Origin of the sequence: Serratia sp. ME47 (assembly GCF_903970925.1) — a bacterium.
Lineage (GTDB): Bacteria > Pseudomonadota > Gammaproteobacteria > Enterobacterales > Enterobacteriaceae > Serratia > Serratia ureilytica.
In genome coordinates, this window is record NZ_CAJCKE010000010.1 from 98,582 (window position 1) to 121,556 (window position 22,975).

At 55.0% G+C, this 22,975-nt stretch carries 16 protein-coding genes; 12 read left to right on the forward strand and 4 right to left on the reverse strand.

Translation table 11 applies throughout. The annotated features are described in order from the left end of the window. The first annotated feature begins 11 nt into the window (after positions 1-11). Complete coding sequence (locus tag H7A77_RS12450) at positions 12-2,378, forward strand: TIM-barrel domain-containing protein (RefSeq protein ID WP_182074271.1); 2,367 nt, start codon at positions 12-14, stop codon at positions 2,376-2,378. Positions 2,379-2,381: 3 nt separating this feature from the next. Here the strand turns inward: H7A77_RS12450 and xseA are convergent, their stop codons facing one another. Next, the gene (gene xseA, locus H7A77_RS12455; protein ID WP_182074272.1) at positions 2,382-3,758 is read right to left on the reverse strand and encodes an exodeoxyribonuclease VII large subunit; all 1,377 of its coding nucleotides are present in this window, start codon (positions 3,756-3,758) and stop codon (positions 2,382-2,384) included. Positions 3,759-3,928: 170 nt separating this feature from the next. Here xseA and guaB point away from each other — a divergent pair, with 170 nt between their 5' ends. The 4 genes from guaB (at position 3,929) to H7A77_RS12475 (ending at position 10,732) form a co-directional block, all read left to right on the forward strand. After that, a complete protein-coding gene (gene guaB, locus H7A77_RS12460) occupies positions 3,929-5,392 on the forward strand; it encodes an IMP dehydrogenase (protein WP_004941460.1) in 1,464 nt (487 codons plus the stop codon). Between the two features lie 103 nt (positions 5,393-5,495). Further along, positions 5,496-7,073: a glutamine-hydrolyzing GMP synthase gene (gene guaA, locus H7A77_RS12465; RefSeq protein ID WP_182074273.1), complete on the forward strand. Its 1,578-nt coding sequence runs from the start codon at positions 5,496-5,498 to the stop codon at positions 7,071-7,073. Positions 7,074-8,174: 1,101 nt separating this feature from the next. Beyond that, positions 8,175-8,978, forward strand: a complete 804-nt coding sequence (locus H7A77_RS12470) for a helix-turn-helix domain-containing protein (RefSeq protein WP_033644341.1) — start codon at positions 8,175-8,177, stop codon at positions 8,976-8,978. A 128-nt stretch (positions 8,979-9,106) separates the two neighbouring features. Next, complete coding sequence (locus H7A77_RS12475; RefSeq protein ID WP_042785207.1) at positions 9,107-10,732, forward strand: cholesterol oxidase substrate-binding domain-containing protein; 1,626 nt, start codon at positions 9,107-9,109, stop codon at positions 10,730-10,732. A 77-nt stretch (positions 10,733-10,809) separates the two neighbouring features. Here H7A77_RS12475 and H7A77_RS12480 read toward each other — a convergent pair whose 3' ends face one another. Beyond that, positions 10,810-11,127, reverse strand: coding sequence for a hypothetical protein (locus H7A77_RS12480; RefSeq protein ID WP_079007635.1), 318 nt, complete (start codon positions 11,125-11,127; stop codon positions 10,810-10,812). 320 nt (positions 11,128-11,447) lie between these two features. On the opposite strand from H7A77_RS12480, the gene H7A77_RS12485 reads away from it, so the two are divergent. The 3 genes from H7A77_RS12485 to H7A77_RS12495 all read left to right on the forward strand — a co-directional run bounded on the left by H7A77_RS12485 (position 11,448) and on the right by H7A77_RS12495 (position 15,186). After that, positions 11,448-12,725, forward strand: coding sequence for an HlyD family secretion protein (locus H7A77_RS12485; protein WP_033644082.1), 1,278 nt, complete (start codon positions 11,448-11,450; stop codon positions 12,723-12,725). After that, positions 12,718-14,832, forward strand: a complete 2,115-nt coding sequence (locus H7A77_RS12490; RefSeq protein ID WP_033644081.1) for a peptidase domain-containing ABC transporter — start codon at positions 12,718-12,720, stop codon at positions 14,830-14,832. Before H7A77_RS12485 ends, H7A77_RS12490 begins: the two co-directional genes overlap by 8 nt. A gap of 159 nt (positions 14,833-14,991) precedes the next feature. Next, entirely contained in the window at positions 14,992-15,186 is a 195-nt protein-coding gene (locus tag H7A77_RS12495) for a hypothetical protein (protein WP_127897174.1), read from the forward strand. 97 nt (positions 15,187-15,283) lie between these two features. Here the strand turns inward: H7A77_RS12495 and H7A77_RS12500 are convergent, their stop codons facing one another. Both H7A77_RS12500 and H7A77_RS12505 read right to left on the reverse strand, forming a co-directional pair. Then, the gene (locus tag H7A77_RS12500) at positions 15,284-17,065 is read right to left on the reverse strand and encodes a hybrid sensor histidine kinase/response regulator (protein ID WP_182074274.1); all 1,782 of its coding nucleotides are present in this window, start codon (positions 17,063-17,065) and stop codon (positions 15,284-15,286) included. Beyond that, positions 17,062-17,694: a response regulator transcription factor gene (locus tag H7A77_RS12505; RefSeq protein ID WP_033644079.1), complete on the reverse strand. Its 633-nt coding sequence runs from the start codon at positions 17,692-17,694 to the stop codon at positions 17,062-17,064. The genes H7A77_RS12500 and H7A77_RS12505 overlap by 4 nt, the downstream gene beginning before the upstream one ends. 175 nt (positions 17,695-17,869) lie before the next feature. Here H7A77_RS12505 and H7A77_RS12510 point away from each other — a divergent pair, with 175 nt between their 5' ends. From H7A77_RS12510 to H7A77_RS12525, 4 genes are all read left to right on the forward strand, one after another. Beyond that, the gene (locus tag H7A77_RS12510; protein WP_025303891.1) at positions 17,870-18,184 is read left to right on the forward strand and encodes a hypothetical protein; all 315 of its coding nucleotides are present in this window, start codon (positions 17,870-17,872) and stop codon (positions 18,182-18,184) included. Positions 18,185-18,379: 195 nt separating this feature from the next. Continuing rightward, the gene (locus H7A77_RS12515) at positions 18,380-21,427 is read left to right on the forward strand and encodes an autotransporter domain-containing protein (protein WP_182074275.1); all 3,048 of its coding nucleotides are present in this window, start codon (positions 18,380-18,382) and stop codon (positions 21,425-21,427) included. Between the two features lie 181 nt (positions 21,428-21,608). Further along, positions 21,609-22,412 carry a DUF3289 family protein gene (locus tag H7A77_RS12520; RefSeq protein ID WP_182074276.1) on the forward strand — a complete coding sequence of 268 codons (804 nt, stop codon included), beginning with the start codon at positions 21,609-21,611 and terminating at the stop codon, positions 22,410-22,412. Beyond that, complete coding sequence (locus H7A77_RS12525) at positions 22,405-22,857, forward strand: DUF943 family protein (protein WP_033644077.1); 453 nt, start codon at positions 22,405-22,407, stop codon at positions 22,855-22,857. Before H7A77_RS12520 ends, H7A77_RS12525 begins: the two co-directional genes overlap by 8 nt. The last annotated feature ends 118 nt before the right edge of the window (positions 22,858-22,975 follow it).

Below are 22,975 nucleotides of genomic sequence, written 5' to 3' on the forward strand. Positions count from 1 at the left end.
GTGGAATATGTATGAAAACGTTGAAAAATTGGACGCTGGCGGCGCAGCATGCCGACCACGTCGAGTTGCTGGTCGATGAACGCCACCGTTTCTGCCTGTACGTGCTGGAAGACGGTCTGTTCCGCGTGTTGATCAAACGTGAGGGCGAGCTGGCGCTGGATCGCACCTGGAGCATTGCGCCGCAGGAGGATGTGCCCTGGGAGGGGCGCGATCGGCTCAGCGTCGCCGGTTTCAGCCTGCCGGGCTATCAGCTGCGCCGGGAGGGCGATCGGCTGGTGGTCAGCACGCCGCTGCTGCGCGTGACGGTGCATCAGCCGCTGTGGCTGGCGTGGGAGTATTGCAATGCCGACGGCGAGTGGCGGCCGCTGGCGGCGGATCGGCCGACCAGCGCCTACCTGCTCAACGCGCACGGCGACGGCGTGGCGCATTACCAGCGGCGTTTCGCCGATGAGCGCTATTACGGCCTGGGGGAGAAGGCCGGCGAGCTGGAACGCACCGGCCGCCGCTTCGAGATGCGCAACCTGGACGCGATGGGCTACAACGCCGCCAGCACCGATCCGCTGTACAAGCACATTCCGTTTACCATCACCCGCGGGCCGGAGGCGAGCTTCGGCCTGTTCTACGACAACCTGAGCAGCTGCTGGCTGGATCTGGGCAACGAGATCGACAACTACCATACGGCCTACCGCCGCTATCAGGCCGAAGCGGGCGATCTGGATTACTACCTGTTCCTCGGGCCGAAGGTTTTGGATGTCACCAAGGCGTTCGTGCGCCTGACCGGCCGCACCCACTTCGGGCCGAAGTGGAGCCTGGGCTACAGCGGTTCGACCATGCACTACACCGACGCGCCGGACGCCCAGCAGCAGCTGCAACAGTTCATTGCGCTGTGCCGTCAACATGCCATCCCTTGCGACTCTTTCCAGCTGTCGTCGGGCTACACCTCGATCAACAACAAACGCTACGTGTTTAACTGGAACTATGACAAGGTGCCGCAGCCCAGGCTGCTCAGCCAGGCGTTTCACGACGCCGGCCTCAAGCTGGCGGCCAACATCAAGCCGTGCCTGCTGCAGGATCATCCGCAGTATCAAGAGGTGGCGGCGCAGGGGCTGTTTATCCGCGATTCGCAAAGCGACGCGCCGGAACGCTCCAGCTTCTGGGACGACGAAGGATCGCACCTCGACTTCACCAATCCGGCGACGGTGCGTTGGTGGCAGCAGGGCGTCACACAGCAGCTGCTGGAGATGGGCATCGATTCGACCTGGAACGACAACAACGAGTACGAAGTGTGGGACGGCGAAGCGCGCTGCCACGGCTTTGGACGGCCGATCGCCATCAAACATCTCCGCCCGGTGATGCCGCTGCTGATGATGCGCGCCTCGATGGAGGCCCAGTTGCGCTTTGCGCCGCAGCGGCGGCCGTACCTGATCTCGCGCTCCGGCTGCGCCGGCATGCAGCGCTACGTGCAGACCTGGAGCGGCGATAATCGCACCAGCTGGCAGACGCTGCGCTACAACATTCGCATGGGGTTGGGCATGAGCCTGTCCGGGTTGTATAACCTCGGCCACGACGTCGGTGGCTTCTCCGGTGACAAACCGGACGCGGAGCTGCTGGTGCGCTGGGTACAAAACGGCGTGATGCACCCGCGTTTCACCATCCACTCCTGGAATGACGACGCCACGGTCAACGAACCCTGGATGTACCCGGCCGCCACCCCGGCGGTGCGCGAGGCGATCAACCTGCGTTACCGGCTGCTGCCGTATTTCTACACGCTGCTGTGGCAGGCCTGCGCCGACGACGAGCCGATGCTGCGCCCGACTTTTCTCGATCACGAACAGGATGCGCGCACCTTTGGCGAAAACGACGATTTTCTGATTGGCCGCGATCTGCTGGTGGCCAGCGTGGTGGAGCCGGGGCAACGTCGCCGTTCGGTGTATCTGCCGGATAACGGCGAAGGCTGGTACTGCTTCTACAGCGGCCAGTGGTTCGGCGGCGGCCAGACGGTGACGCTGGCGGCGCCGTTGGAGCGTCTGCCGCTGCTGGTGCGCGCCGGGGCGGCGCTGCCGCTGTCGCAGCGGTTGGCGCATGTGGACGTGGCCGCCGACGATCGGCGCGAGCTGCGCCTGTTTCCGCTCAAGGGCGGCGGGGCGAGCGGCGGGCTGCTGTTTGAGGACGACGGCGAAAGCGACGGCTGGCGGCAGGGCGATGCGCTGTGGCTGCGCTGGGAAATGCGCTGCGACCATCAGCGCATCATGGTGGATATCACGACGGAAGGGCATTTCCGCCCGGCCTGGCGCACGCTGATGCTCAGCCTGCCGGAAGGCGAAACGCGCGCGCTGTGGGTGAACGGTGAACCCGGCGAGCGTTTTACGCTGGAGTAGGGCTTACTCGGCCGCGCGCGTCTTGCGCGGCTTTTTGGCGACGGTGATGGTTTTCACCTCGCTTTCCACCCAGCCATCCTGCAGGCGGGTTTTCAGCAGTTCGCCGACCTGCGCCTGCTTGGTGGTTTTCAGCAGCTCGCCGCGCGGAGTTTGCGTCACGCTGTAGCCGCGCGCCAGCGTCGCCAGCGGGCTGACGGTCTCCAGCTGGCTGCACGCCACGCCGAAACGCTGGCGGTAGGCGTTGAGCTGGCGCTCCATCGCCTGCTGCAGACGGTATTCCTGCTGCTGCACGCGCTGTTGGTAGCGGTGAATGCGGCCCTGCGGCTGCACCTGCGCCAGCCGCTGCTGGATGCGTTCGCTGCGGCGGGTGGCCAGGCGCAGCTGCTGCTGCATACCGTCTTCCATTCGGCGCTGCAGCTTGAACAGCAGCGTCTGCTGGCGCGCCAGGCGCAGATGCGGATGCTGCTGCTGTAAACGGTGATGAATGCGGGTGAACTGCTGCTGACGCTGCGCCAGGTAGTAATCCATCGCCATCTCCAGCCGCTGCTGCTGCGACTGCAGCTGGCGCAACAGCTCGAGCTGATTGCGGCTCACCAGTTCGGCGGCGGCGGAAGGGGTCGGCGCGCGCAGGTCGGCGACGAAGTCGGCGATGGTGACGTCGGTTTCATGGCCGACGGCGCTGACGATCGGAATGCGGCTGGCGAAGATCGCTCGCGCCACGCGTTCGTCGTTGAAGCTCCACAGATCCTCCAGCGAACCGCCGCCGCGGCCGACGATCAGCACGTCGCATTCATCGCGGCGGTTGGCGGTCTCAATGGCGCGCACGATCTGCATCGGCGCTTCCGCGCCCTGCACCGAGGTGGGGTAGATGACGATCGGCAGCGACGGATCGCGCCGCTGCAATACCTGCAGGATATCGTGCAGCGCCGCGCCGCTGGCGGAGGTGATCACCCCGACGCGTTTGGCCGGTGCGGGCAGCGGCTGCTTGAACTGCTGATCGAACAGCCCTTCGGCGCTCAGGCGATGTTTTAACTGCTCGAACTGTTGCTGCAGCAGGCCGTCGCCGGCGGGCTGCATGCTCTCGGCGATCAGCTGGTAGTCGCCGCGCGGTTCATACAGCGTGATGCTGGCGCGCACCAGGACCTGCTGGCCGTTTTGCGGCCGGAAGGTGACGCGGCGATTGCTGTTGCGGAACATCGCGCAGCGCACCTGGGCGCGGTCGTCTTTCAGGGTGAAATACCAGTGGCCGGAGGCGGGCTGGGAGAGGTTGGAGATCTCGGCGGAGAGCCAAATCTGCCCCATTTCCATTTCCAGCAGTTGGCGAACCGTCTGATTCAGGCGGCTTACGGTAAAAATGGAAGGCGAAACAGGTAGCGACATGTGACCCAGATCAAATTTCAAAACAATCACTTAATTGGTCGATACTACATGGCTGAAAAAGGTAATCAAGACTTTTTGTAAGAAAGTGCTGGAGGCAACCGATTCCGCTCTGTATAATGCCGCGGCAATATTTTATCTTTTTCACAGCCCACCCTGGTGAGATATTGCCCATGCTACGTATCGCTAAAGAAGCTCTGACGTTTGACGACGTCCTCCTGGTTCCAGCCCACTCCACGGTTCTGCCTAACACCGCAGAGCTCGGCACTCAACTGACCAAAACCATCCGCCTGAACATCCCTATGCTGTCCGCAGCCATGGATACCGTTACCGAATCCGGCCTGGCCATCGCGCTGGCGCAGGAAGGCGGCCTGGGCTTCATCCACAAAAACATGTCCATTGAGCGCCAGGCTGAAGAAGTCAGCCGCGTGAAAAAACATGAAAGCGGCGTAGTCACCGACCCGCAGACCGTTACCCCGGCCACCACGCTGCAGGAAGTGAAAGAGCTGACCGCGCGCAACGGCTTCGCCGGTTATCCGGTCGTCACCGAAGACAACGAGCTGGTCGGCATCATTACCGGCCGCGACGTGCGCTTCGTGACCGATCTGACTCAGCCGGTGACTGCGGTGATGACGCCGAAAGATCGCCTGGTCACCGTGAAAGAAGGTGAAGCGCGCGACGTGGTGCTGCAGAAGATGCACGAAAAGCGCGTAGAAAAAGCGCTGGTGGTGGACGACAGCTTCCACCTGCTGGGCATGATCACCGTTAAAGACTTCCAGAAAGCGGAACGTAAACCGAACGCCTGTAAAGACGAGCACGGCCGTCTGCGCGTGGGCGCGGCGGTCGGCGCCGGCGCCGGCAACGAAGAGCGCGTTGATGCGCTGGTGGCGGCAGGCGTTGACGTCCTGCTGATCGACTCCTCGCACGGCCACTCCGAAGGCGTGTTGCAGCGTATCCGCGAAACCCGCGCCAAATACCCGGATCTGCAGATCGTCGGCGGCAACGTCGCGACCGCGGCGGGCGCCAAAGCGCTGGCTGAAGCCGGCGTGAGCGCGGTGAAAGTGGGTATCGGCCCTGGCTCCATCTGTACCACCCGCATCGTGACCGGCGTAGGCGTGCCGCAGATCACCGCCATCGCCGACGCGGTGGAAGCGCTGGAAGGCACCGGTATTCCGGTTATCGCCGACGGCGGCATCCGCTTCTCCGGCGATATCGCCAAAGCGATCGCCGCGGGCGCCTCTTGCGTGATGGTCGGCTCCATGCTGGCGGGCACCGAAGAATCTCCGGGCGAAATCGAGCTGTATCAGGGTCGCTCGTTCAAATCTTACCGCGGCATGGGCTCGCTGGGCGCGATGTCCAAAGGCTCTTCCGACCGTTACTTCCAGACCGATAACGCCGCCGACAAACTGGTGCCGGAAGGTATCGAAGGCCGCGTGGCCTATAAAGGCATGCTGAAAGCCATCGTGCACCAGCAGATGGGCGGCCTGCGCTCCTGCATGGGCCTGACCGGCTGCGCCACCATCGACGATCTGCGCACCAAGGCGGAGTTCGTGCGCATCAGCGGCGCCGGCATTCAGGAAAGCCACGTGCACGACGTGACCATCACCAAAGAGTCGCCGAACTACCGCATGGGCTGATGCCTTAACCTCTCCTGAGTGAGAGGCCGGGTTGGGGCGCTAAGCCCCATCCCGAAAACATACATTTTCGCTCTTTTTCTCTTGTTGCTGGAATTCGCCTCACATGACACAAAATATCCATAAGCATCGCATCCTCATACTGGACTTCGGTTCGCAATACACCCAACTGGTCGCCCGCCGCGTGCGCGAAATCGGCGTTTACTGCGAACTGTGGGCCTGGGACGTTAGCGAAGAGCAGATCCGCGAATTCAACCCAAGCGGCATCATCCTGTCCGGCGGCCCGGAAAGCACCACCGAAGCCGGTAGCCCGCGCGCCCCTGACTACGTGTTCAACGCCGGCGTGCCGGTGCTGGGCGTGTGCTATGGCATGCAGACCATGGCGATGCAGCTGGGTGGCCATGTGCAGGGCTCCAACGAACGCGAGTTCGGCTACGCGCAGGTGGAAATCGTCAACGAGAGCGCGCTGCTGCGCGACATCGAAGACGCCATCAGCCCGGCCGGCAAACCGCTGCTGGACGTGTGGATGAGCCACGGCGACAAAGTGACCGCGATCCCGTCCGACTTCGTGACCGTCGCCAGCACCGATACCTGCCCGTTCGCCATTATGGCCAACGAAGAAAAACGCTTCTACGGCGTGCAGTTCCACCCGGAAGTGACCCACACCCGTCAGGGCCAGCGCATGCTGGAGCGCTTCGTACTGGACATCTGCCAGTGTGAGGCCCTGTGGACGCCGGCGACCATCATCGAAGATGCGGTTGAGCGCATCCGCGAGCAGGTGGGTGAGGACCACGTGATCCTCGGCCTGTCCGGCGGCGTTGACTCCTCCGTGACCGCGATGCTGCTGCACCGCGCCATCGGCAAGCGTCTGACCTGCGTGTTCGTCGACAACGGCCTGCTGCGCCTGAACGAAGCCAAGCAGGTGATGGAAATGTTCGGCGACCACTTCGGCCTGAACATCGTGCACGTCGAGGCGGAAAACCGCTTCCTGACCGCGCTGGCGGGCGTCGACGAGCCGGAAGCCAAGCGTAAAATCATCGGCCGCGTGTTCGTTGAAGTGTTCGACGAAGAAGCCTGCAAGCAAGAGCAGGTGAAATGGCTGGCGCAGGGCACCATCTATCCGGACGTAATTGAATCCGCCGCTTCCGCCACCGGCAAAGCGCACGTGATCAAGTCGCACCACAACGTGGGCGGCCTGCCGAAAGAGATGAAGCTGGGCCTGGTCGAGCCGCTGAAAGAGCTGTTCAAAGACGAAGTGCGCAAAATTGGCCTGGAACTGGGCCTGCCGTACGACATGCTGTACCGTCACCCGTTCCCGGGCCCGGGTCTGGGCGTGCGCGTGCTGGGCGAAGTGAAGAAAGAGTTCTGCGATCTGCTGCGCCGCGCCGACGCCATCTTCATCGAAGAGCTGCACAAAGCCGATCTGTACAACAAAGTCAGCCAGGCGTTCACCGTGTTCCTGCCGGTGCGCTCGGTCGGCGTGATGGGCGACGGCCGCAAATACGACTGGGTGGTCTCCCTGCGTGCGGTGGAAACCATCGACTTCATGACCGCGCACTGGGCGCATCTGCCGTATGACTTCCTCGGCCGCGTGTCCAACCGCATCATCAACGAAGTGGACGGCATCTCCCGCGTGGTGTACGACATCAGCGGCAAGCCGCCGGCGACGATCGAGTGGGAGTAATCCCGCGTCCGGCGTAGGCTGGCGTCAGTGAACCGCACATGAGAACCAAACCCGCTTAACGGCGGGTTTTTTTATGCCTGATGTTTGGCGCCCTGTGCCGTAGACGGCCTCCGATCCGCAAGAGGGCTGGGTTGAGAGAGGCGCGAATGGAGAGGACAGCCCGCACGGAGCCGCCTGCGCTTTGCTTACGGCTCATTTTCTGAGGCGCGGCGTTTTCCATCTCGGCTTTGCGCCTATCCGCAGAACGGTATTCTGCAACCACGCGCACTTCGCCGGTGCGATGATGTCGTCGGATAACGGGGCTTTATTCACCGTATCCGCCGGGCCGCGGCATTAAAATGAATTGCCGTATTGAGGCGCGTCGACTCATCGGCATCGGGCGATGGCGTAGCTAATTAATCCTCTGCGAAAATTAAAGGACTCCGTGCGCCATTTTATGGGATTTTTCTGAAAGACTTGGTCTGACGAATAAATATATCAGAAGGATGCGATGAATTAGTCTATTTCTTATTTTATAAATCTTTCTTTCTGTTTTTATTGGGGAAATCAGCGGTTTCATTGTTTTTAATAACCCTTCTCAAGGACGAGACCTACGTTTTATCGGCATTCATTGCTTGGAATTGAAATTCTAATTATATGATTTTTCTTATCTTTTAATTATTGTCGTAACATAAAGTGCGAACTATGTAATTATCTGGCATTTGATATTTTCTAAGCTATCTACATAGGCTACTCTAAATGTAAGGGTATTAAAATGCACCGCCGAGAGGGAGGCAAACGATTTATCAACGGATGCCAGGATATGCTTTCTTTTGACTGCTTAGTTGCACAACGTCAGGATGGATATTGGTCAAGATGAAAGAGACAGGAAAAGCCTTCACCAGGGAAAAGCTTTATAAGAATTATACCAATAACGTCACAAGGAGGATGTCTACCCAAAAAGAAGTATCTCTCTGTCAATCAATTATAAAAGGTTCATCGTTTTTCACATTCTAATCCTAATTGCATGATTGCGGCAGCGCTTTGTTTTTCATTTTAATGGATAAAAGCCCAATGAGCAGGTTGTCTGAGGGTGGGTTTTGTTAGGGCATGGATGTCATTATGAGTTACCAGCATAGTATTGTGGTCGAGCTAGTTAATTTGATCGAGATGAATATACAGCATGATCTCTCGATAGAAAAGTTATCGGATTTGTCTGGTTATTCGAAATGGCACTTGCAAAGAATGTTTCAGCGTTATACGGGAATGAAAATAGCGACGTATATCAGAAATAGGCGTCTGAGCAAGTCTGCCGTCATGCTCAAACAGTCTGATTTAAAAGTATTGGAAGTGGCTACTGCTATCGGCTTTAGCTCCCAGCAGGCTTTTAGCCGCGCCTTTCAACGCTTTTTCGGTGAAAGCCCAAAGGACTTTAGAACGAGCCAGGAATGGGACTTTTCCAAACATCTCCCTCCATTTTTAATACAAAATCCGTCAGCATATCATTTTATCGAAATGCCCAAGAACATATACCTGCTTAAGGGATATAAGTTTTTTCTCTATCATTCGATGAATGCTTCCAGCTCTGGAGGAGAGGAACGACAGAAATACGGCAGCCGCACAGGGAAAAATACCGATACGTCAATGCGCACGGTAAAGTTGGCCTCATCCGGTTGGGAAGTAACGCTCAGCAAAGGGTACTACGAGACACGCAATCTGACGTTGATAAGAGGGCAGTATTTGTTGTTCGAGTTTAACGGCAGGTTGAACGAATACCTGGTTTTTTTTGACAGCATCTATGACGCCTATCTTCCTTTGCTTGGCGTGCGAATAAGAAACGGCTTTTTAATTGAGTTGCATAAAGAAAAGAATTTTCAATACGCGGAAATTAACGTCAAAGTGTTGATTTATATTGGCAAGTCTTGACGCTATTCGGGCAGTAAAACAGAGGGATTATCCCAAGGAAAAGGAGGTGCTTATCAGGGTGATCAATTAGCGCTCGGGCTGTTGCCGTTTTTATCTCTATCTATTTTAATTTTAAAAGGAAGTCAGTTATGACTAGTTCTAGTTTGAACACGTTCCCTGTGGGCTATGAGTATGTCAATTTTGTTAATTGGTCAAAAGAAATCTCCGGCAATCATATTCTGACCTGCTATCCACAAAATACGGATGAGCTCTTGGCCGTAATTAACTGGGCGCATGAGAATAAATATTGCGTGCGTCCGGTTGGCATCAAGCACAACTGGTCCCCGCTCGTTATTGCAAACGGGGAGGATAACAGCAATGTCGTGCTGATCGACCTCACCAGGAAATTCAAAAACATCTCAATCAATAAAGTGGGAGAGCATGGATACGTCACCGCGCAAACGGGGGTGACAATGCAGGCTTTGCTCACTGAATTAGAAAAAAAGAAACTCGGCTTTTACGCGACGCCGGCGCCTGGCGATCTGACCCTGGGCGGCGTGCTCGCCATCGGCGGCCATGGAACCTGCATCCCGGCAAAAGATGAGCCTCTGGCTGAGTTTGCCAGCTTTGGTTCCGTGAGCAATAGCGTGGTGTCGCTAAAAGCTGTCGTCTGGGATCAGGCGCGGTCGAAGTATGAATTAAAGGAGTTTACGCGTGATAATGCGGAGAGCTCGGCATTCCTGGTGCATGTCGGCCGGGCTTTTATCAGCGAAGTGACGCTGCAGGTGCCGCGCAACCGGCGTTTACGCTGTCAAAGTTATGTTAATGTCACCGCGGCGGATCTTTTTTCCACTGCAAGCACGACAAAAAATACCTTCAGCCATTTCTTGGATCTGTGCGGGCGCGTTGAAGTCATTTGGTTCCCGTTCACGGAAAAACCATGGCTGAAAGTGTGGAAGCAAGAAGACAGCTTCCCAAAAGTGTCAAAACCGGTTAATGGTCCATTTAACTATCCGTTCTCGGATAATTTGCCGGTTAAAATTTCCGATATCATTAAAAAAATCAATAATGGCCACCCGGAGCTGACCCCGACACTCGGCAAGGCGCAGATGGAGTTGGTCAGCATTGGTTTAGGGGCCACCGTGTCGGCGGATCTGTGGGGGTGGAGCAAGGATCTGCTGTTGTATGTGAAGCCGACAACGCTGCGCGTGACGGCCAATGGTTACGCGATAATCACGAAGCGGAGCAATATTCAAAACGTATTGCACGATTTCACGAAAAAATATGAAGAAATGGTGGCCGATTACCAGCGCAAGAATTCATTTCCGATGAATGGCCCGATTGAAATTCGCGTCACCGGATTGGACAGTGCAAAAGAGAGCGCGGTGGCCAATGCCATTGCTCCCGATCTTTCGGCTATTCGCCCCGTTGAATCCCATCCGGAATGGGATGTCGCGATCTGGTTGGATATTCTGACCATGCCCGATACGCCTGATGCCAATAAATTCTACAGTGAAATGGAAAAATGGATTTTTAGCCACTATGCGGGCGACTATGCGACGGTTCGCGTAGAGTGGAGTAAAGGCTGGGGTTATACGTCACAGGCAGCGTGGCAGGATAAAACCGTACTCGAAGAAAACATTCCGCGCAGCTTTAATGCCGGGGCAGGGAACAATGACAGTTGGAATCATGCCTGCAACGTGCTGAATAAGTACGATCCGCACAACGTGTTCTCCTCTCCATTGACCAAAGCGGTTTTCAAACAGAAGAGTTAGTGAGTGCGTAATTGAAATAACCACCTGATTGGGCAGGTGGTTAGCATCATTAACCTTTCAGAGGGAGCCGCTTGTTTTCAAGCACCCCATTCTTTCTCGTAATGATATTCGATACGGCTTGCATCCCCGCCCAGCAGGGAGCCTACGGCTGCAACGCTTTTAAATGCTGCATAGCCAAGCGAGTCCGCGACATTATGAACGGCGCCCAAGCCAAAACCGATCGCGTTGAACCCTTGGCCTACGGAAGAGATCAATCGGGTATTAAGCGCATCATTGGCCAATTTTACGGTATCAATGATAACATCGCCGGCAAATCCTGATACAAAGCTTGCCGTATCGGAAATAATCCCCGCACCAGAAACGATTTCGATCTCTGCAGTATTTAGCTCTTTCATAGTAAATCCTTTCAACTTTATCCCTATGCCTCAGGAACGAAACGTAAAGCGTTTCGCTGCTTAATTCTCGCAGCCTTTGTGAATGACGGCTTGATGAGAATACGCTTAGATTAAAGAGGTCGGCGTTGAAATATGCAACTCATAACGCCGTCGCTAATATTAGGGTCGCACTTTTTGTGACGTTTCAGCAGTTTTGTGATTTTTTAAGATTATTATTACTTGTGGATTTTGCCAACAAAGACTAAATCTAAATAAGCGCCGTATTGGGCCATGGATAAGATAAAAATGAACGGTGTCGCTATATATGGAGAGGTCAGGATTTGTTTAGGGAAGAGGCCTTATCGCACAGTCGTTCTAAATGGGCAGGAAAAGCATTGTTAATTGCAGGGTTGCCGGCCTGGGTCATCGCGGGCATTTCACTTTCATTCGTTTCTGTGCTGATCATTTTCGTGACCTATGGCGGTTATACCCGGCGTATCAGCGTGGGCGGAGAGGTCACGACGCTGCCAAGGTCGGTCAACATATTTGCTACTCAGCAGGGATTCATTGCACAACGCTTTGTCAATGTGGGCGATCAGGTAAAAAAAGGGCAGCATCTTTATCAGATAGACGTCAGCAGGGTGACGGATTCCGGCACCGTCAGCGCAAGCACGCGGCAGGCGATAGAAAATCAACTGGCGCAGGTCGATAGCATCATCGCCAAATTGGAGGCGAACAAGAAAACGACCCTGGTCAATCTGCAAGCGCAGATTGACCAATATAAACTGGCGCACAGCCAGTCCAAACAGATGGTCGAGAATTCACGCAACGGCGTTAACTTCATGCGCGAAACCATGAAAAATTACGATGAGTATCGCAGTAAGGGGCTCATTAATCGGGATCAGCTGAATAACCAGGTTTACCTCTACTATCAGCAGCAGAGTACGTTCCACAGTCTCTATAACCAAAGCATTCAAGAGTCTTTGCAGATAACTAACCTGAATAGCGATCTCGCGACAAGAGCGTCCGATTTCGATAATCAAATATCACAATATCAATTTCAGCGCAATGATCTCCTGCGGCAGCTGGCCGAAGCGGACGCCAGCGGCTCGTTGATTGTCAATGCGCCGGCGGACGGGCGCGTTGAATCGCTCAGCGTGACGCCTGGGCAAATGGTCAATACGGGAGACAGCCTGGCGCAATTAATCCCCAGTAATCATGCCATCTATTATTTGGTTTTATGGTTGCCCAACAGCAGCGTGCCTTACGTGAGCCGAGGCGATCACATCAACGTTCGCTATGACGCCTTCCCGTATGAAAAATTTGGTCAGTTTCCCGGCGTGATCGAAAGCATCGCTTATGTTCCCGCATCAATTCAGGAAATGTCCACTTACAGCAGTTCGCCAACTCGACAATCGGCTGAACTGGTTGAGTCGTACTACAAAGTGCTGGTGGCTATCGATAACACGCAGTTTGGCTATCAGGGAAAGAAGCTGAACCTTTCAAGCGGCATGAAGGCGCAAGCCACGCTTTTCCTGGAAAAAAGACCTATCTACCAATGGATGTTCGCGCCATTTTATGACATGAAAAACAGTGTGTCGGGGCCACTTCGTGAATAAAGTTTATGAGAATATCGTTGGCAAGCTGAACCTGTCGCTCAGAAGAAAAGTGCCGCAGGTCTTGCAAACGGAGGCCGCCGAATGCGGGCTGGCCAGTTTAGCGATGGTGTGCGGCTATTACGGCATGCACATCGATATGCTGTCGATGCGCCAGAAGTTTGATATCTCGGCCCGCGGCGCCACCCTGAGCTCGCTGATCGCGATCGCCGAGAATCTCAATTTGAAAACGCGGGCTCTATCCTTGAGCCTGGATGAGATTCACCAGGTGAAAAGGCCCTGCATATTGCACTGGGATATGAATCACTTTGTGGTCCTGGTCAACATTCGCGGTGGACGGATAACCCTGCACGATCCGGCATTTGGCCGCCGGGTTATCGGCCTGCAGGAGTTTTCCCTTCATTTTACCGGAATCGCTTTAGAGGTATGGCCAAGCAGTGAATTCACGCCTGTGGTGCAGAAAAATCGCCTGCACTTTAGAAAACTGCTCAGCAATGTCACCGGTCTTAAAAGCGCGCTGGTAAAAATTTTCGCGCTGTCGCTGGTCATTGAGGCCGTCAACCTGCTGATGCCCGTCGGGACTCAGTTGGTGATGGACCACGTCATCCAGGCCGGCGACCATAATTTATTGGTCATTATTTGCGTCGGTTTACTGTTTTTTATCTTGTTCCGCACCTGCGTTTCGATGTTTCGCTCGTGGATCTCCATCGTGATGGGCGCGCTGATCGATATACAGTGGAAATCAGGGCTGTTTGATCATCTGATGAAGCTCCCGCTTGCCTATTTTGAAAAGCGCAAGCTGGGTGATATTCAATCGCGCTTTGGCTCGTTGGACGCCATTCGCACCACGTTTACCACCAGTATCGTTTCCAGCATCATTGATGGCATCATGTCGGTCGGCGTATTTATCATGATGTTCATGTACGGCGGCTGGCTGGTGTGGGTAGCCTCCGGCTTTACGGTCTTATATGTTCTGCTGCGCCTTTCGACCTATCGCTATTATCGGCAAGCGTCCGAGGAGCAATTGGTGAAGTCGGCGAAAGCCAGCTCACATTTTATGGAGACGCTGTACAGCATCGCGACGCTGAAGTCGTTGGGGTTGGCGGGAACGCGTTCGCAGTTCTGGTTAAATTTAAATATCGATACGGCAAACGCCAATATTCGGGTAACGAAGCTCGATATGTTCTTTGGCGGCGTGAATGCGTTTCTTGCGGCCTGCGATCAAATCGTTATCTTGTGGTTGGGCGCGTCTTTAGTGATCGACAGTCAAATGACATTAGGCATGTTTGTCGCCTTTAATGCCTATCGGGGGCAATTCTCCGATCGCGCGTCAAATCTTATCGATATGGTCATTCGGCTGCGAATGCTGAATTTGCATAATGAAAGGCTGGCGGACATCGTGCTTTCTACGACAGAGGAAGAAAAGCCCTATCGCAAGATATGCAATCCCAACGAGGCGGTGACTTTTGAAGTGCGCGATCTGCTTTATCAATATGACAGCCTTTCGCGCCCAGTGATCCCCGGGCTCAGCCTGCAGATCGCGGCGGGAGAAAGCGTGGCGATCGTCGGGCCTTCAGGCGTTGGCAAAACCACGTTGATGAAGCTGATGTGCGGGCTGTTGGAACCGACGGAAGGGCGCTTGTTTATCAACGGCATTAACATTCATGATATCGGCATTAATAATTATCGGGAGTGCATCGCATGTGTATTGCAAGAAGATAAACTGCTTGCCGGTTCAATTGCCGAGAACATATGCAGTTTTGATGCTCATCCCGATACGGAATTTATCGTTGAATGCGCCAAGCATTGCAATATTCACGACGATATTATGAAAATGCCGATGGGATATGAAACGTTGGTGGGCGAATTGGGGGGCAGTCTTTCCGGCGGGCAAAAACAGCGGGTGCTTATCGCCCGCGCGTTATATCGAAGGCCCAGTATTCTGTTTATGGACGAAGCCACCAGTCATTTGGATCTGGACAATGAAAAAAGGGTGAACGAAGCCATATCCTCGTTGAAAATGACCCGCGTTATCATTGCTCATCGGCCATCGACGATTGCATCGGCAGATCGGGTAATTACATTGCAACCTGTAAATGCAATGGCGTAGTTGTTTGATGAAATATAAAATTTTATATTTATTTCATCTTTAATTAAGATTTTCGTTATTGAGTTAATTTATCGAGCACCTTATACCTAAAGCGTGAACCGACGGTTCATAAAAAGCAGTCTTTTTTAATTGATTCTTTTTAGTGAATGGAGATGAAAAATGAGAGAATTAAACTCAACAGAAGTTCAGCAGGTGAACGGCGCAACGATTGGCCTGGGTCTGGCTATTATCGGCAAGGTTGTTAACAGCTGGGGAAACGCGTGGAATAATGCCTGGGGCGGTTGCACGCCAAAACCGCCGGTATGTAAACCTGAGCCGCCGGTCTGCAAACCAGAACCGCCTAAATGCGATTAATCGTATTTAGATAACGCCACGTAAAATGCGGCAGGCTTAATGTTTTATTCATTGAGCCTGTCTTATTGCTGGCGGATAACCTGCGCCATCTGTGTAGTTAACTTGCCCCCCACTGCGTCAACAGCGCATGCAGCCTGGCCGGTTCCAGCGGCTTGCGCAGCACCAGATAGCCTTCCTGCTCGGCCTCTTGCAGAACTTGCGAATTGAACTCGCCGCTGACCATGGCGCCGCTCACGTCCGGCAGGCGTTCGAACAACGCTTTGAGGATGTCGAAACCGCTCTCGCCGGAACGCAGGCGTTGATCGCACAGCACGGCGAACGGCGTAAAGCCGTCGTCGACGATGGCGAAGGCTTCCTCGGCGGAGGCCGCGCAGCGCACGGTGATGCCCCAGGTGCTCATCAGGCTTTCCCAGGCGGAGGTCACCAAAGGATCGTCGTCCACCACCAGGCAGGATCCCCGCAGCGGCGCGTAGCGGGTGGGCGTGGCGGTGTTGTCGTACGTCGCCGCGCTCTCCGGCGCTTTGTCTTCGCCGAGGTATTGCGCAAAGCGCATCCAGAAGCGCGAGCCTTTGCCCTCGACGGAGTGCATGCCGTACTCCACCTTCATCAGCTTGGCGCAGCGCGCTACCACCGCCAACCCCAGCCCGTGCCCGGCGCTGTCTATCTTCCACGCCAGCTCGGGGCGGTAGTAAGGGGAGAAGATTTTGCTTTTCTCTTCGTCGGCGATGCCTACGCCGGTATCCCACACTTCCACCAGGCACTCGGCGCCGCGCGGGCGGATGGCGATCAGTACGCCGCCCCGTTGCGTGTAGCGCAGGGCATTTTGGATCAGATTGATCAGCGATTGCCGCACCAGCAGCGGATCGCCCATCACGCTGATGCGCCGCCTGGGCCGCCAGGTGCGCAGCGCCAGCGAGCGGCTGTTGGCCTCTTCGCGGAACAGGGTGATCACTGAGTCGAGCAGTGCGCCGATATCCACATGGGTGGCGGCGGTGCGCACGTTGCCGGATTCGATCTTGCTGAGATCAAGCAGCGAATTGAACATCAGATGCACTGAGCGCACGCTCTGCTGCAGATCCAGCAGCTGCGGCGTCAGGCTGTCGTCCCGGTTTTTGTGGATGATGGCTTCGATCAGAAAACCCATGGCGTGCACCGGTTGGCGCAGATCGTGGCTGGCGGTGGTCAGGAACTGGTTCTTGTCCAACAGCGCCTGTTCCGCCTCTTCTTTGGCCTGGCGGAACTGTTCCGCCAGGCGCGAACTTTGCTCTTCGAGCAGTGCTTGCTGAATAAAGAACGCATGTGAGGTTAACGCGTGGCGATAAATGGCGAAGCCGTACAGCAAGTTCAGCATCAGCACGATGAACATCACGTCTTCCAGCCGCCAGATGATGCCGATGTTCAGCAGCCCCCAGGAGGCGAAGAAAAAGCGCGTAAAGGTGCTGATGACGGGCGTCAGGTGCGTTGCGTTGGCGGCGACGATCGCGGCGATGCTGATATTGAGCAGCAGGAAAAAATCAAAGTTATGGGTCTGCGGGGTAATTAAATAGAGTGAGGAGATCCCCAGCCCGTGAATAAAGGCCACCTTATTAATGCGCGGCAGCCAGCGGCGCAGCACGGTGTCTTCATCATTTTCTTTGGCCTCGCGCAGGTAGCGCCGATGCCATATTCTGATCGCCACGGCGCATAGCAGGTAAACCATGATCCAGGCAATGGTTGGGCCAAGTTCATCCCCCAGCAAATAAATCCAGATGGCGAAAGGGATGCCGACGAAAGGTACGGCGGTAAAGCTGAACACCAATCGCATGAAGGTGTTGTCCAGCAGGCGGATCTGCGCGCGTGGTGAGATGCCATCATTTTGTAAATTCTGGAAAAACCTCATTGCGACGGCTCCCGTTTGCCGTGCAACAGCGTAATGGCTTCCACTCGGCTGTTGACGCCGATCTTTTTCAAAATATTGCTGATGTGTTCTTTGACGGTGGGTTCGGAAATAGACAGCTGCGCGGCGATCCTTTTATTGGGCAGGCCGCGCATCATCATATTTAATACGTCAATTTGTCGTGGGGTTAAATTAAATTTTTTTAAATGCTCGTGGTTGCTTTTAACGGCGAATTCATTCCCATCAGGAAACCATTCCTGATTATCGTTCAGCGCAAAGACCGCCTTGGCGAATAATTCAGGAGGTTCGTTTTTTAATACAAATCCATGTCCGCCGGCAGTGTGCACTTTCTGCCAGATATCGTTATTCTCGTCGCCGCTAACCACCAAGATCCGCACCTGAGGATAAAGTTGCTTTACTTCTTTGAGTAATTTCAACGCCGTACCGGAAGAGAGCCAAAAATCGATCACCAGTAAACGCGGCGGGCCGTTTTCCCTAATATGACGGTAGCAATTCTCTTCTGTGGTCACCACATGCGCCTGTTTGAATCGGCAATGCGTGCTGAGAAAATTAGCGATGCCGCTTGCTACCAATGGATGGTCATCAACGACCAACGCATAATCCTGCCCCAAAGGATTCTCCTTTCGCCTTCAAATATCAGATAGGTCTGATGAGTTATTATCAACCCTCCCTACTTTAGGAGGGTTTTTTCGTTTAGGAAAGGGAAATATATTATTCGAGGATTTGGATAAGAGAAAACATAAAGCCAATCGGTAATTTTAACTGATTGGTTATAAAGGATAATTTATGAAGAAACCACTTATCGCTTTAACCGTTACGATGATGATAGCCGGTTGTTCCACCCTGAAAACCGATCAGGCCATTCCGCTGCTGCAGGCGGAAACCGCTAAAATGCTGGGCCTGGGTTCATCGGACGAAATTACCGTGACCAATGTCAATGGCGCGCAGCCGGATGCGCTGGGCGGCCAAAAACTTTCTTATCGCGCCACCACAGAAAAAGGCCGAATTTTCGATTGTTCATCGCTGATGATGCCGGGAATTTTAGGCTCCTCGCCGTCGCTGAGCGCGCCGACCTGTACACCGGTAGTCACCCATAAATAATTCGCTTTGGAGGCGGTATTGCCGCTTCCTGGTTTTCCATCGTCGGAGCGCCAGCGCCGGGGGGCAATAAGCTTTTGCTTCGACGATCAATAAACCTGCGTGCGCGGAATAACGCCTCATACCTCCTCTAGCGCATTGAGTTTTCTTATAACAATACATTCCGCGACATCACGCTAACGAGTACGGAGATAGCCCGTGAATGACACGACATCGCATTCTTTAGCGGTTAAAACACCGCTTTCCAAACTTTACCTCGCTCTATTTTCCGCGCCGCTGTTGATGCTGGCGCCCGCCGATATCGCTCGCGCAGACGATGCCATTTTTGACGGCGACTCAAAAATTACCGAATCATTGGCCTACACCGGGGACGTTTACGTCGGCCGTAACCAAAGCGGCAACCTGCTGATCGAGAATGGCAAGATCAGCGCCTATAACATCAATATCGGCCGGATGTTCAACGGCCAAATTCATGACAGCGTAGTCACGGTCCGCGGGCCGAACGCCGAGCTGAATGCGGTGAACGATCAGTTCGTGCTGCGCGGCGGCCTCAATCTGGGGCGGGGCACTTTGCGGGTTGAAGAGGGTGCGCTGGCCAGCGCGAAAGAGATCGTGGTTGGCACCACCCGTGGCTATGACAGCCACCTTATCGCCACCGGCGCCGGTTCTCGCGTTACCAGCAATTTTCTCAGCGTCGGCACCGATCTGGGGGCACGTTCCACGCTGGCGATTGAAGACGGCGCGGTGCTGAACACTGCCTTTGACGCACGCATCGGCAATGGCAGCGGGCCGGGTGAGACCGATACGCTGAGCCCGAAAGCCACGGTCAAGGGGGCCAATTCCCAGTGGAACGTCGGCCGTGCGCTCACGCTCTACGGCGATCTGGACGTGCTGAACGGCGCTGCGGTCAACGTCGGTAATATTCAGGTGGCGGGCGTCTCGGGCGCGCGTAAAACCGCCGAGCTGACGATCGCCGGCAACGGCTCACGGTTTACCAGCGGCAGCAGCGTCAACGTCGGCGATTACGGCAATGGCGTGTTGGCGGTCATGGACGGCGGGACATTCTCCGCCGGCGGCAACGAAGTAGTGCTGGGCAAGACCGGTTCCGGCTCGAACCGCGGCGCACTGATTATCGGCAGCCGCGGCAATATGGACACCGGCACCGGGTTGACCGAACCGACGCTCGGCGCGGCGGGCGCCGCTGGCGCCATCGATGCCCAGACGGCGATCGCCCTGCGAGGCGGATTGTTCCGCAGCTATGTGTACTTTAACCATACCGACGGCAATTACGTTTTCAGCAACAAGATGAGCGGCGAAGGCGAGGTGATCAACAGCGCCGGGCACACGACGCTGAACGGCGATCTCTCTGAGCTGCAGGCGAACGTCACCGCGCGCGGCGGCAAGCTCATCATCGCCAGCGACATCAATACCCAGAAAGAAGACGACATCTTCGAGATCCAAACCCTTGGCGCCGAGAACGGCGGCACGCTGATCCTTAACGCGACGGCGGGCACCGACGTCAATAACGGGCTGGGCTACAGCAGCGCCGCGTCGATCAAGGCCGGCGGCACGCTGGGCGGCAACGGCACGCTGGGTCAGACCGAGATCCAGTCCGGCGGCCATATCTCGCCCGGCGACGGCAATATCGGCACGCTGACGCTGAAACGCTACCTGAACTTTATCGGCGAATCCTTCTATGACGTCGATATCGCCGGCGACGGCCGCAGCGATCAACTGCTGGTGGCGGGCAAAACCACCATCAGCGATCGGGCCAAGGTGCAGGTTACGGCGCTGGATCCGCAAACCAGCTATAAAACCGGCCAAAGCTACCGCATTCTGACCTCGGACGGCGGCATTGACGGCCAGTTCGCGTCGGCGGTCTCCAAGTCCGCCTTCCTCGATGTGGCGTTGAAGCACAGCGCCAACGCCGTGGATCTGACCATCGCGCAGAAAGACACCGGCGGTGAAAACCCGGGCGGTGAGAATCCGGGTGGGGAAAATCCAGGTGGTGAGAATCCGGGCGGAGAAAACCCTGGCGGTGAGAATCCAGGGGGCGAGAATCCGGGCGGAGAAAACCCTGGCGGGGAAAATCCGGGGGGCGAGAATCCAGGCAGCGGCAAGCCGGGCATTTTCCAAACGGTGGCCGAGAGCGGCAACCAGTGGAATACCGCCGGCGCGCTCTCCACGCTGGCGCAGCGCGGTCCTTCACTGGCGCTGTACAACTCGCTGCTGCTGCTGAGCGCGCCGGAAGCGCGCGAGGCGTTCAATCAGCTGTCCGGCGAAGTCTATCCGTCGATGCAGTCTAACCTGATCGCCGGCAGCACCCAGCTGTTCAACGTGCTGAACCAGCGCATGCTGCGCCTGTTCGATAACGACAGTCTGCCGGTACCGCCGTTGGCGATGTCGCTGGTGCAACCGGCGCAGGCGCAAAACAGCGGCGTCTGGGGCCAGACCTTCAGTTCCTGGGGCAGGAACAGCGGCAACGGCAACGTGGGCAAGCTGGATGGCAACACCACCGGTTTCCTGTTGGGGGCGGATCGCAAGCTGGCGGACCATAACGTGCGCATCGGCGGTTACTTCGGTTACAGCCGCGGCGATTATGACGTCGACAGCCGCCGCTCCAAGGCCGATACCGACAACTACCACCTCGGCCTGTATGCGGCCGGGCAACAGGATGCGTTCTCGCTGCGCGGCGCGCTGGGTTACACCTGGCACAAGATTGAAGGCAAGCGCAACGTCGATTTCAGCGGCTTCTCGGATCGGCTGAAGTCGGATTATGACGCGAACTCGCTGCTGGCGTTCACCGAAGCGGGTTACCGTTTCGGCCAACCGGAGATGAACGTCGAACCGTTCATCAACCTGAGCTACATCCGCCTGCATACCGACAGCTTCCAGGAGTCGGGTGGCGCGGCGGCGCTGAGCGTGCGCAATGAAACGATGGACACCTTCTACTCCACGCTCGGGGTGCGCGGCGTGACTGAACTGCCGAAGAACGTCAGCCTTTACGGCTCGCTCGGCTGGCAACATGCCTACGGCGATAAGAACACCTCATCGCGCATGGCGTTTGCCGGCAGCGACGCGTTCGTCACTCAGGGCCAGGCCGTGGATGACAACGTGATGGTGGGCGATATCGGCGTGAGCGTGAAGCTGTCGCGCGCTGCGACGCTGGATGTCGGCTATCAGGGGCAATTCGGCGCCGATACCCGCGTCAATTCGGTCAACGCCAACCTGCGCTGGTCGTTCTGATTTTTCCTCTAGACTTCTCTGGTACTTGCAGGCCCGCTTGATGCGGGCCTTTTTTATGGTGGGCATTAAGTTTCCCGTGAGCCTGAGTAAGGGGGCGCTAAGACATTTCCCGATATGAGCAGGGCGGGATTGCCTGTATGATTAATGCTCTTATTGGTATGGGCAAGGGACTGATTTTCCAATGCGTGAATTGACAAGGCCGTTAACGATTTTCACCAGCAAGAAGCCTTTTAACGACCGTTTTGCGGATGATATGCAATATGGCGATATGGATGAACGTACACTTAAGCAACGGTATCGCTTGGGGCAAGTATCAACGTTTATCGATTGGAGTACTTATAAATCGCCCTATGATCATCCGGCAACGCGAAATATTCCGGCAGCAGGAAAAGAAAAGGCGGTTGCCATGCTTTTTGATGAGCTGAGAGCTGCATCGAGATACTTTTCTTTTACTGGCGTTTATCAAGGCTTGATAGTTAAGCTTTTCAATCATATGCAGTGCAATAACGGAACTGACTTTCAAGATGTTCAAATGGATTTAGCCTATAAAAGGCTGATACTGAGCGATAAATCAGAAAATAGTACGCTAATTCGAATTAAAAGTGTTCTCGACACCTTTGACTTTAACTCATATCGGCTGAATAAAGAGGCATTCGCTCTTCAGTTATCACAGAGCCGTTTGCCAAAGTATGTTCGCTGGGAAGACTGCATAAATGGAATGGGAGTCAGTGTACATGAGGTCAACAGTACAGAGATCAGTGTTGATTCTTTGGTTTTTCAAGGTAATAGATATACTGCCGTGATTAGCTATAAAGCTCAGGATCATTTTGGATTGGATAAAGAAGATATTAGCAAGTTAAAGTTTAATTCTATTGGTTTTTTCAGGATTTGGTTTGTACTTCAAAGGTATAAAGAGTTCGCGTTTAGACCCTTTTTCACCAACTTTGGCGCGAAGGTAATAGTGACAGGTGAAAACTATGCTTAACAAGAAAAAGGTTGCGTTCTTTTCTTTGGTTGCCGTAGCGGCTTTTTGGTTGGTTTGGGTGCTTGTCAGGCCGGCTAATGTTGTGCGGGTTGATGGTGCTGCTGTTTATGTTCAATACCTTCCGTTGACCACGGAAGGTAAAATATCTTGGTGGAATGATAATAAAGATAAACTTCAGGAAAAATATCATATTATCAAAGACGAGAGTCACTTTACCGTTGCCGTAATGAATTTTGACGGCTATGTTGCCGCTCCGACGGGTAGCAATGATGGAAGTGTTGATGACTATCATTGTTTTGCCGAGGGCGATGCCAAGAACAAATGTATCTATAAGGATATAGCGATGATTATTAATGGTGATGCTAATAAAAGGATTTTTATCAGTCTGGATGGGAAGACTTTTGCTCAAGAGCCTGACGGTAAGACCACGCTGTTAAAAAAATAGTGACTCTTACCCCCTGATTTTCCTCGTTTTCAATCAGACTCGTCTAGGTGGTGGTCAGGGTTTCGCCCTCGCCAAGCCCGCGCAACGGCGGGCTGAGCGAGGACGAAAGGGAAGGACG

Bases quoted from the DNA above. Each gene is read 5' to 3' on its own strand.
- H7A77_RS12450 (WP_182074271.1), top strand. From the start codon at position 12: ATGAAAACGTTGAAAAATTGGACGCTGGCGGCGCAGCATGCCGACCAC.
- xseA (WP_182074272.1), bottom strand. From the start codon at position 3,758: ATGTCGCTACCTGTTTCGCCTTCCATTTTTACCGTAAGCCGCCTGAAT.
- guaB (WP_004941460.1), top strand. From the start codon at position 3,929: ATGCTACGTATCGCTAAAGAAGCTCTGACGTTTGACGACGTCCTCCTG.
- guaA (WP_182074273.1), top strand. From the start codon at position 5,496: ATGACACAAAATATCCATAAGCATCGCATCCTCATACTGGACTTCGGT.
- H7A77_RS12470 (WP_033644341.1), top strand. From the start codon at position 8,175: ATGAGTTACCAGCATAGTATTGTGGTCGAGCTAGTTAATTTGATCGAG.
- H7A77_RS12475 (WP_042785207.1), top strand. From the start codon at position 9,107: ATGACTAGTTCTAGTTTGAACACGTTCCCTGTGGGCTATGAGTATGTC.
- H7A77_RS12480 (WP_079007635.1), bottom strand. From the start codon at position 11,127: ATGAAAGAGCTAAATACTGCAGAGATCGAAATCGTTTCTGGTGCGGGG.
- H7A77_RS12495 (WP_127897174.1), top strand. From the start codon at position 14,992: ATGAGAGAATTAAACTCAACAGAAGTTCAGCAGGTGAACGGCGCAACG.
- H7A77_RS12500 (WP_182074274.1), bottom strand. From the start codon at position 17,065: ATGAGGTTTTTCCAGAATTTACAAAATGATGGCATCTCACCACGCGCG.
- H7A77_RS12510 (WP_025303891.1), top strand. From the start codon at position 17,870: ATGAAGAAACCACTTATCGCTTTAACCGTTACGATGATGATAGCCGGT.
- H7A77_RS12520 (WP_182074276.1), top strand. From the start codon at position 21,609: ATGCGTGAATTGACAAGGCCGTTAACGATTTTCACCAGCAAGAAGCCT.
- H7A77_RS12525 (WP_033644077.1), top strand. From the start codon at position 22,405: ATGCTTAACAAGAAAAAGGTTGCGTTCTTTTCTTTGGTTGCCGTAGCG.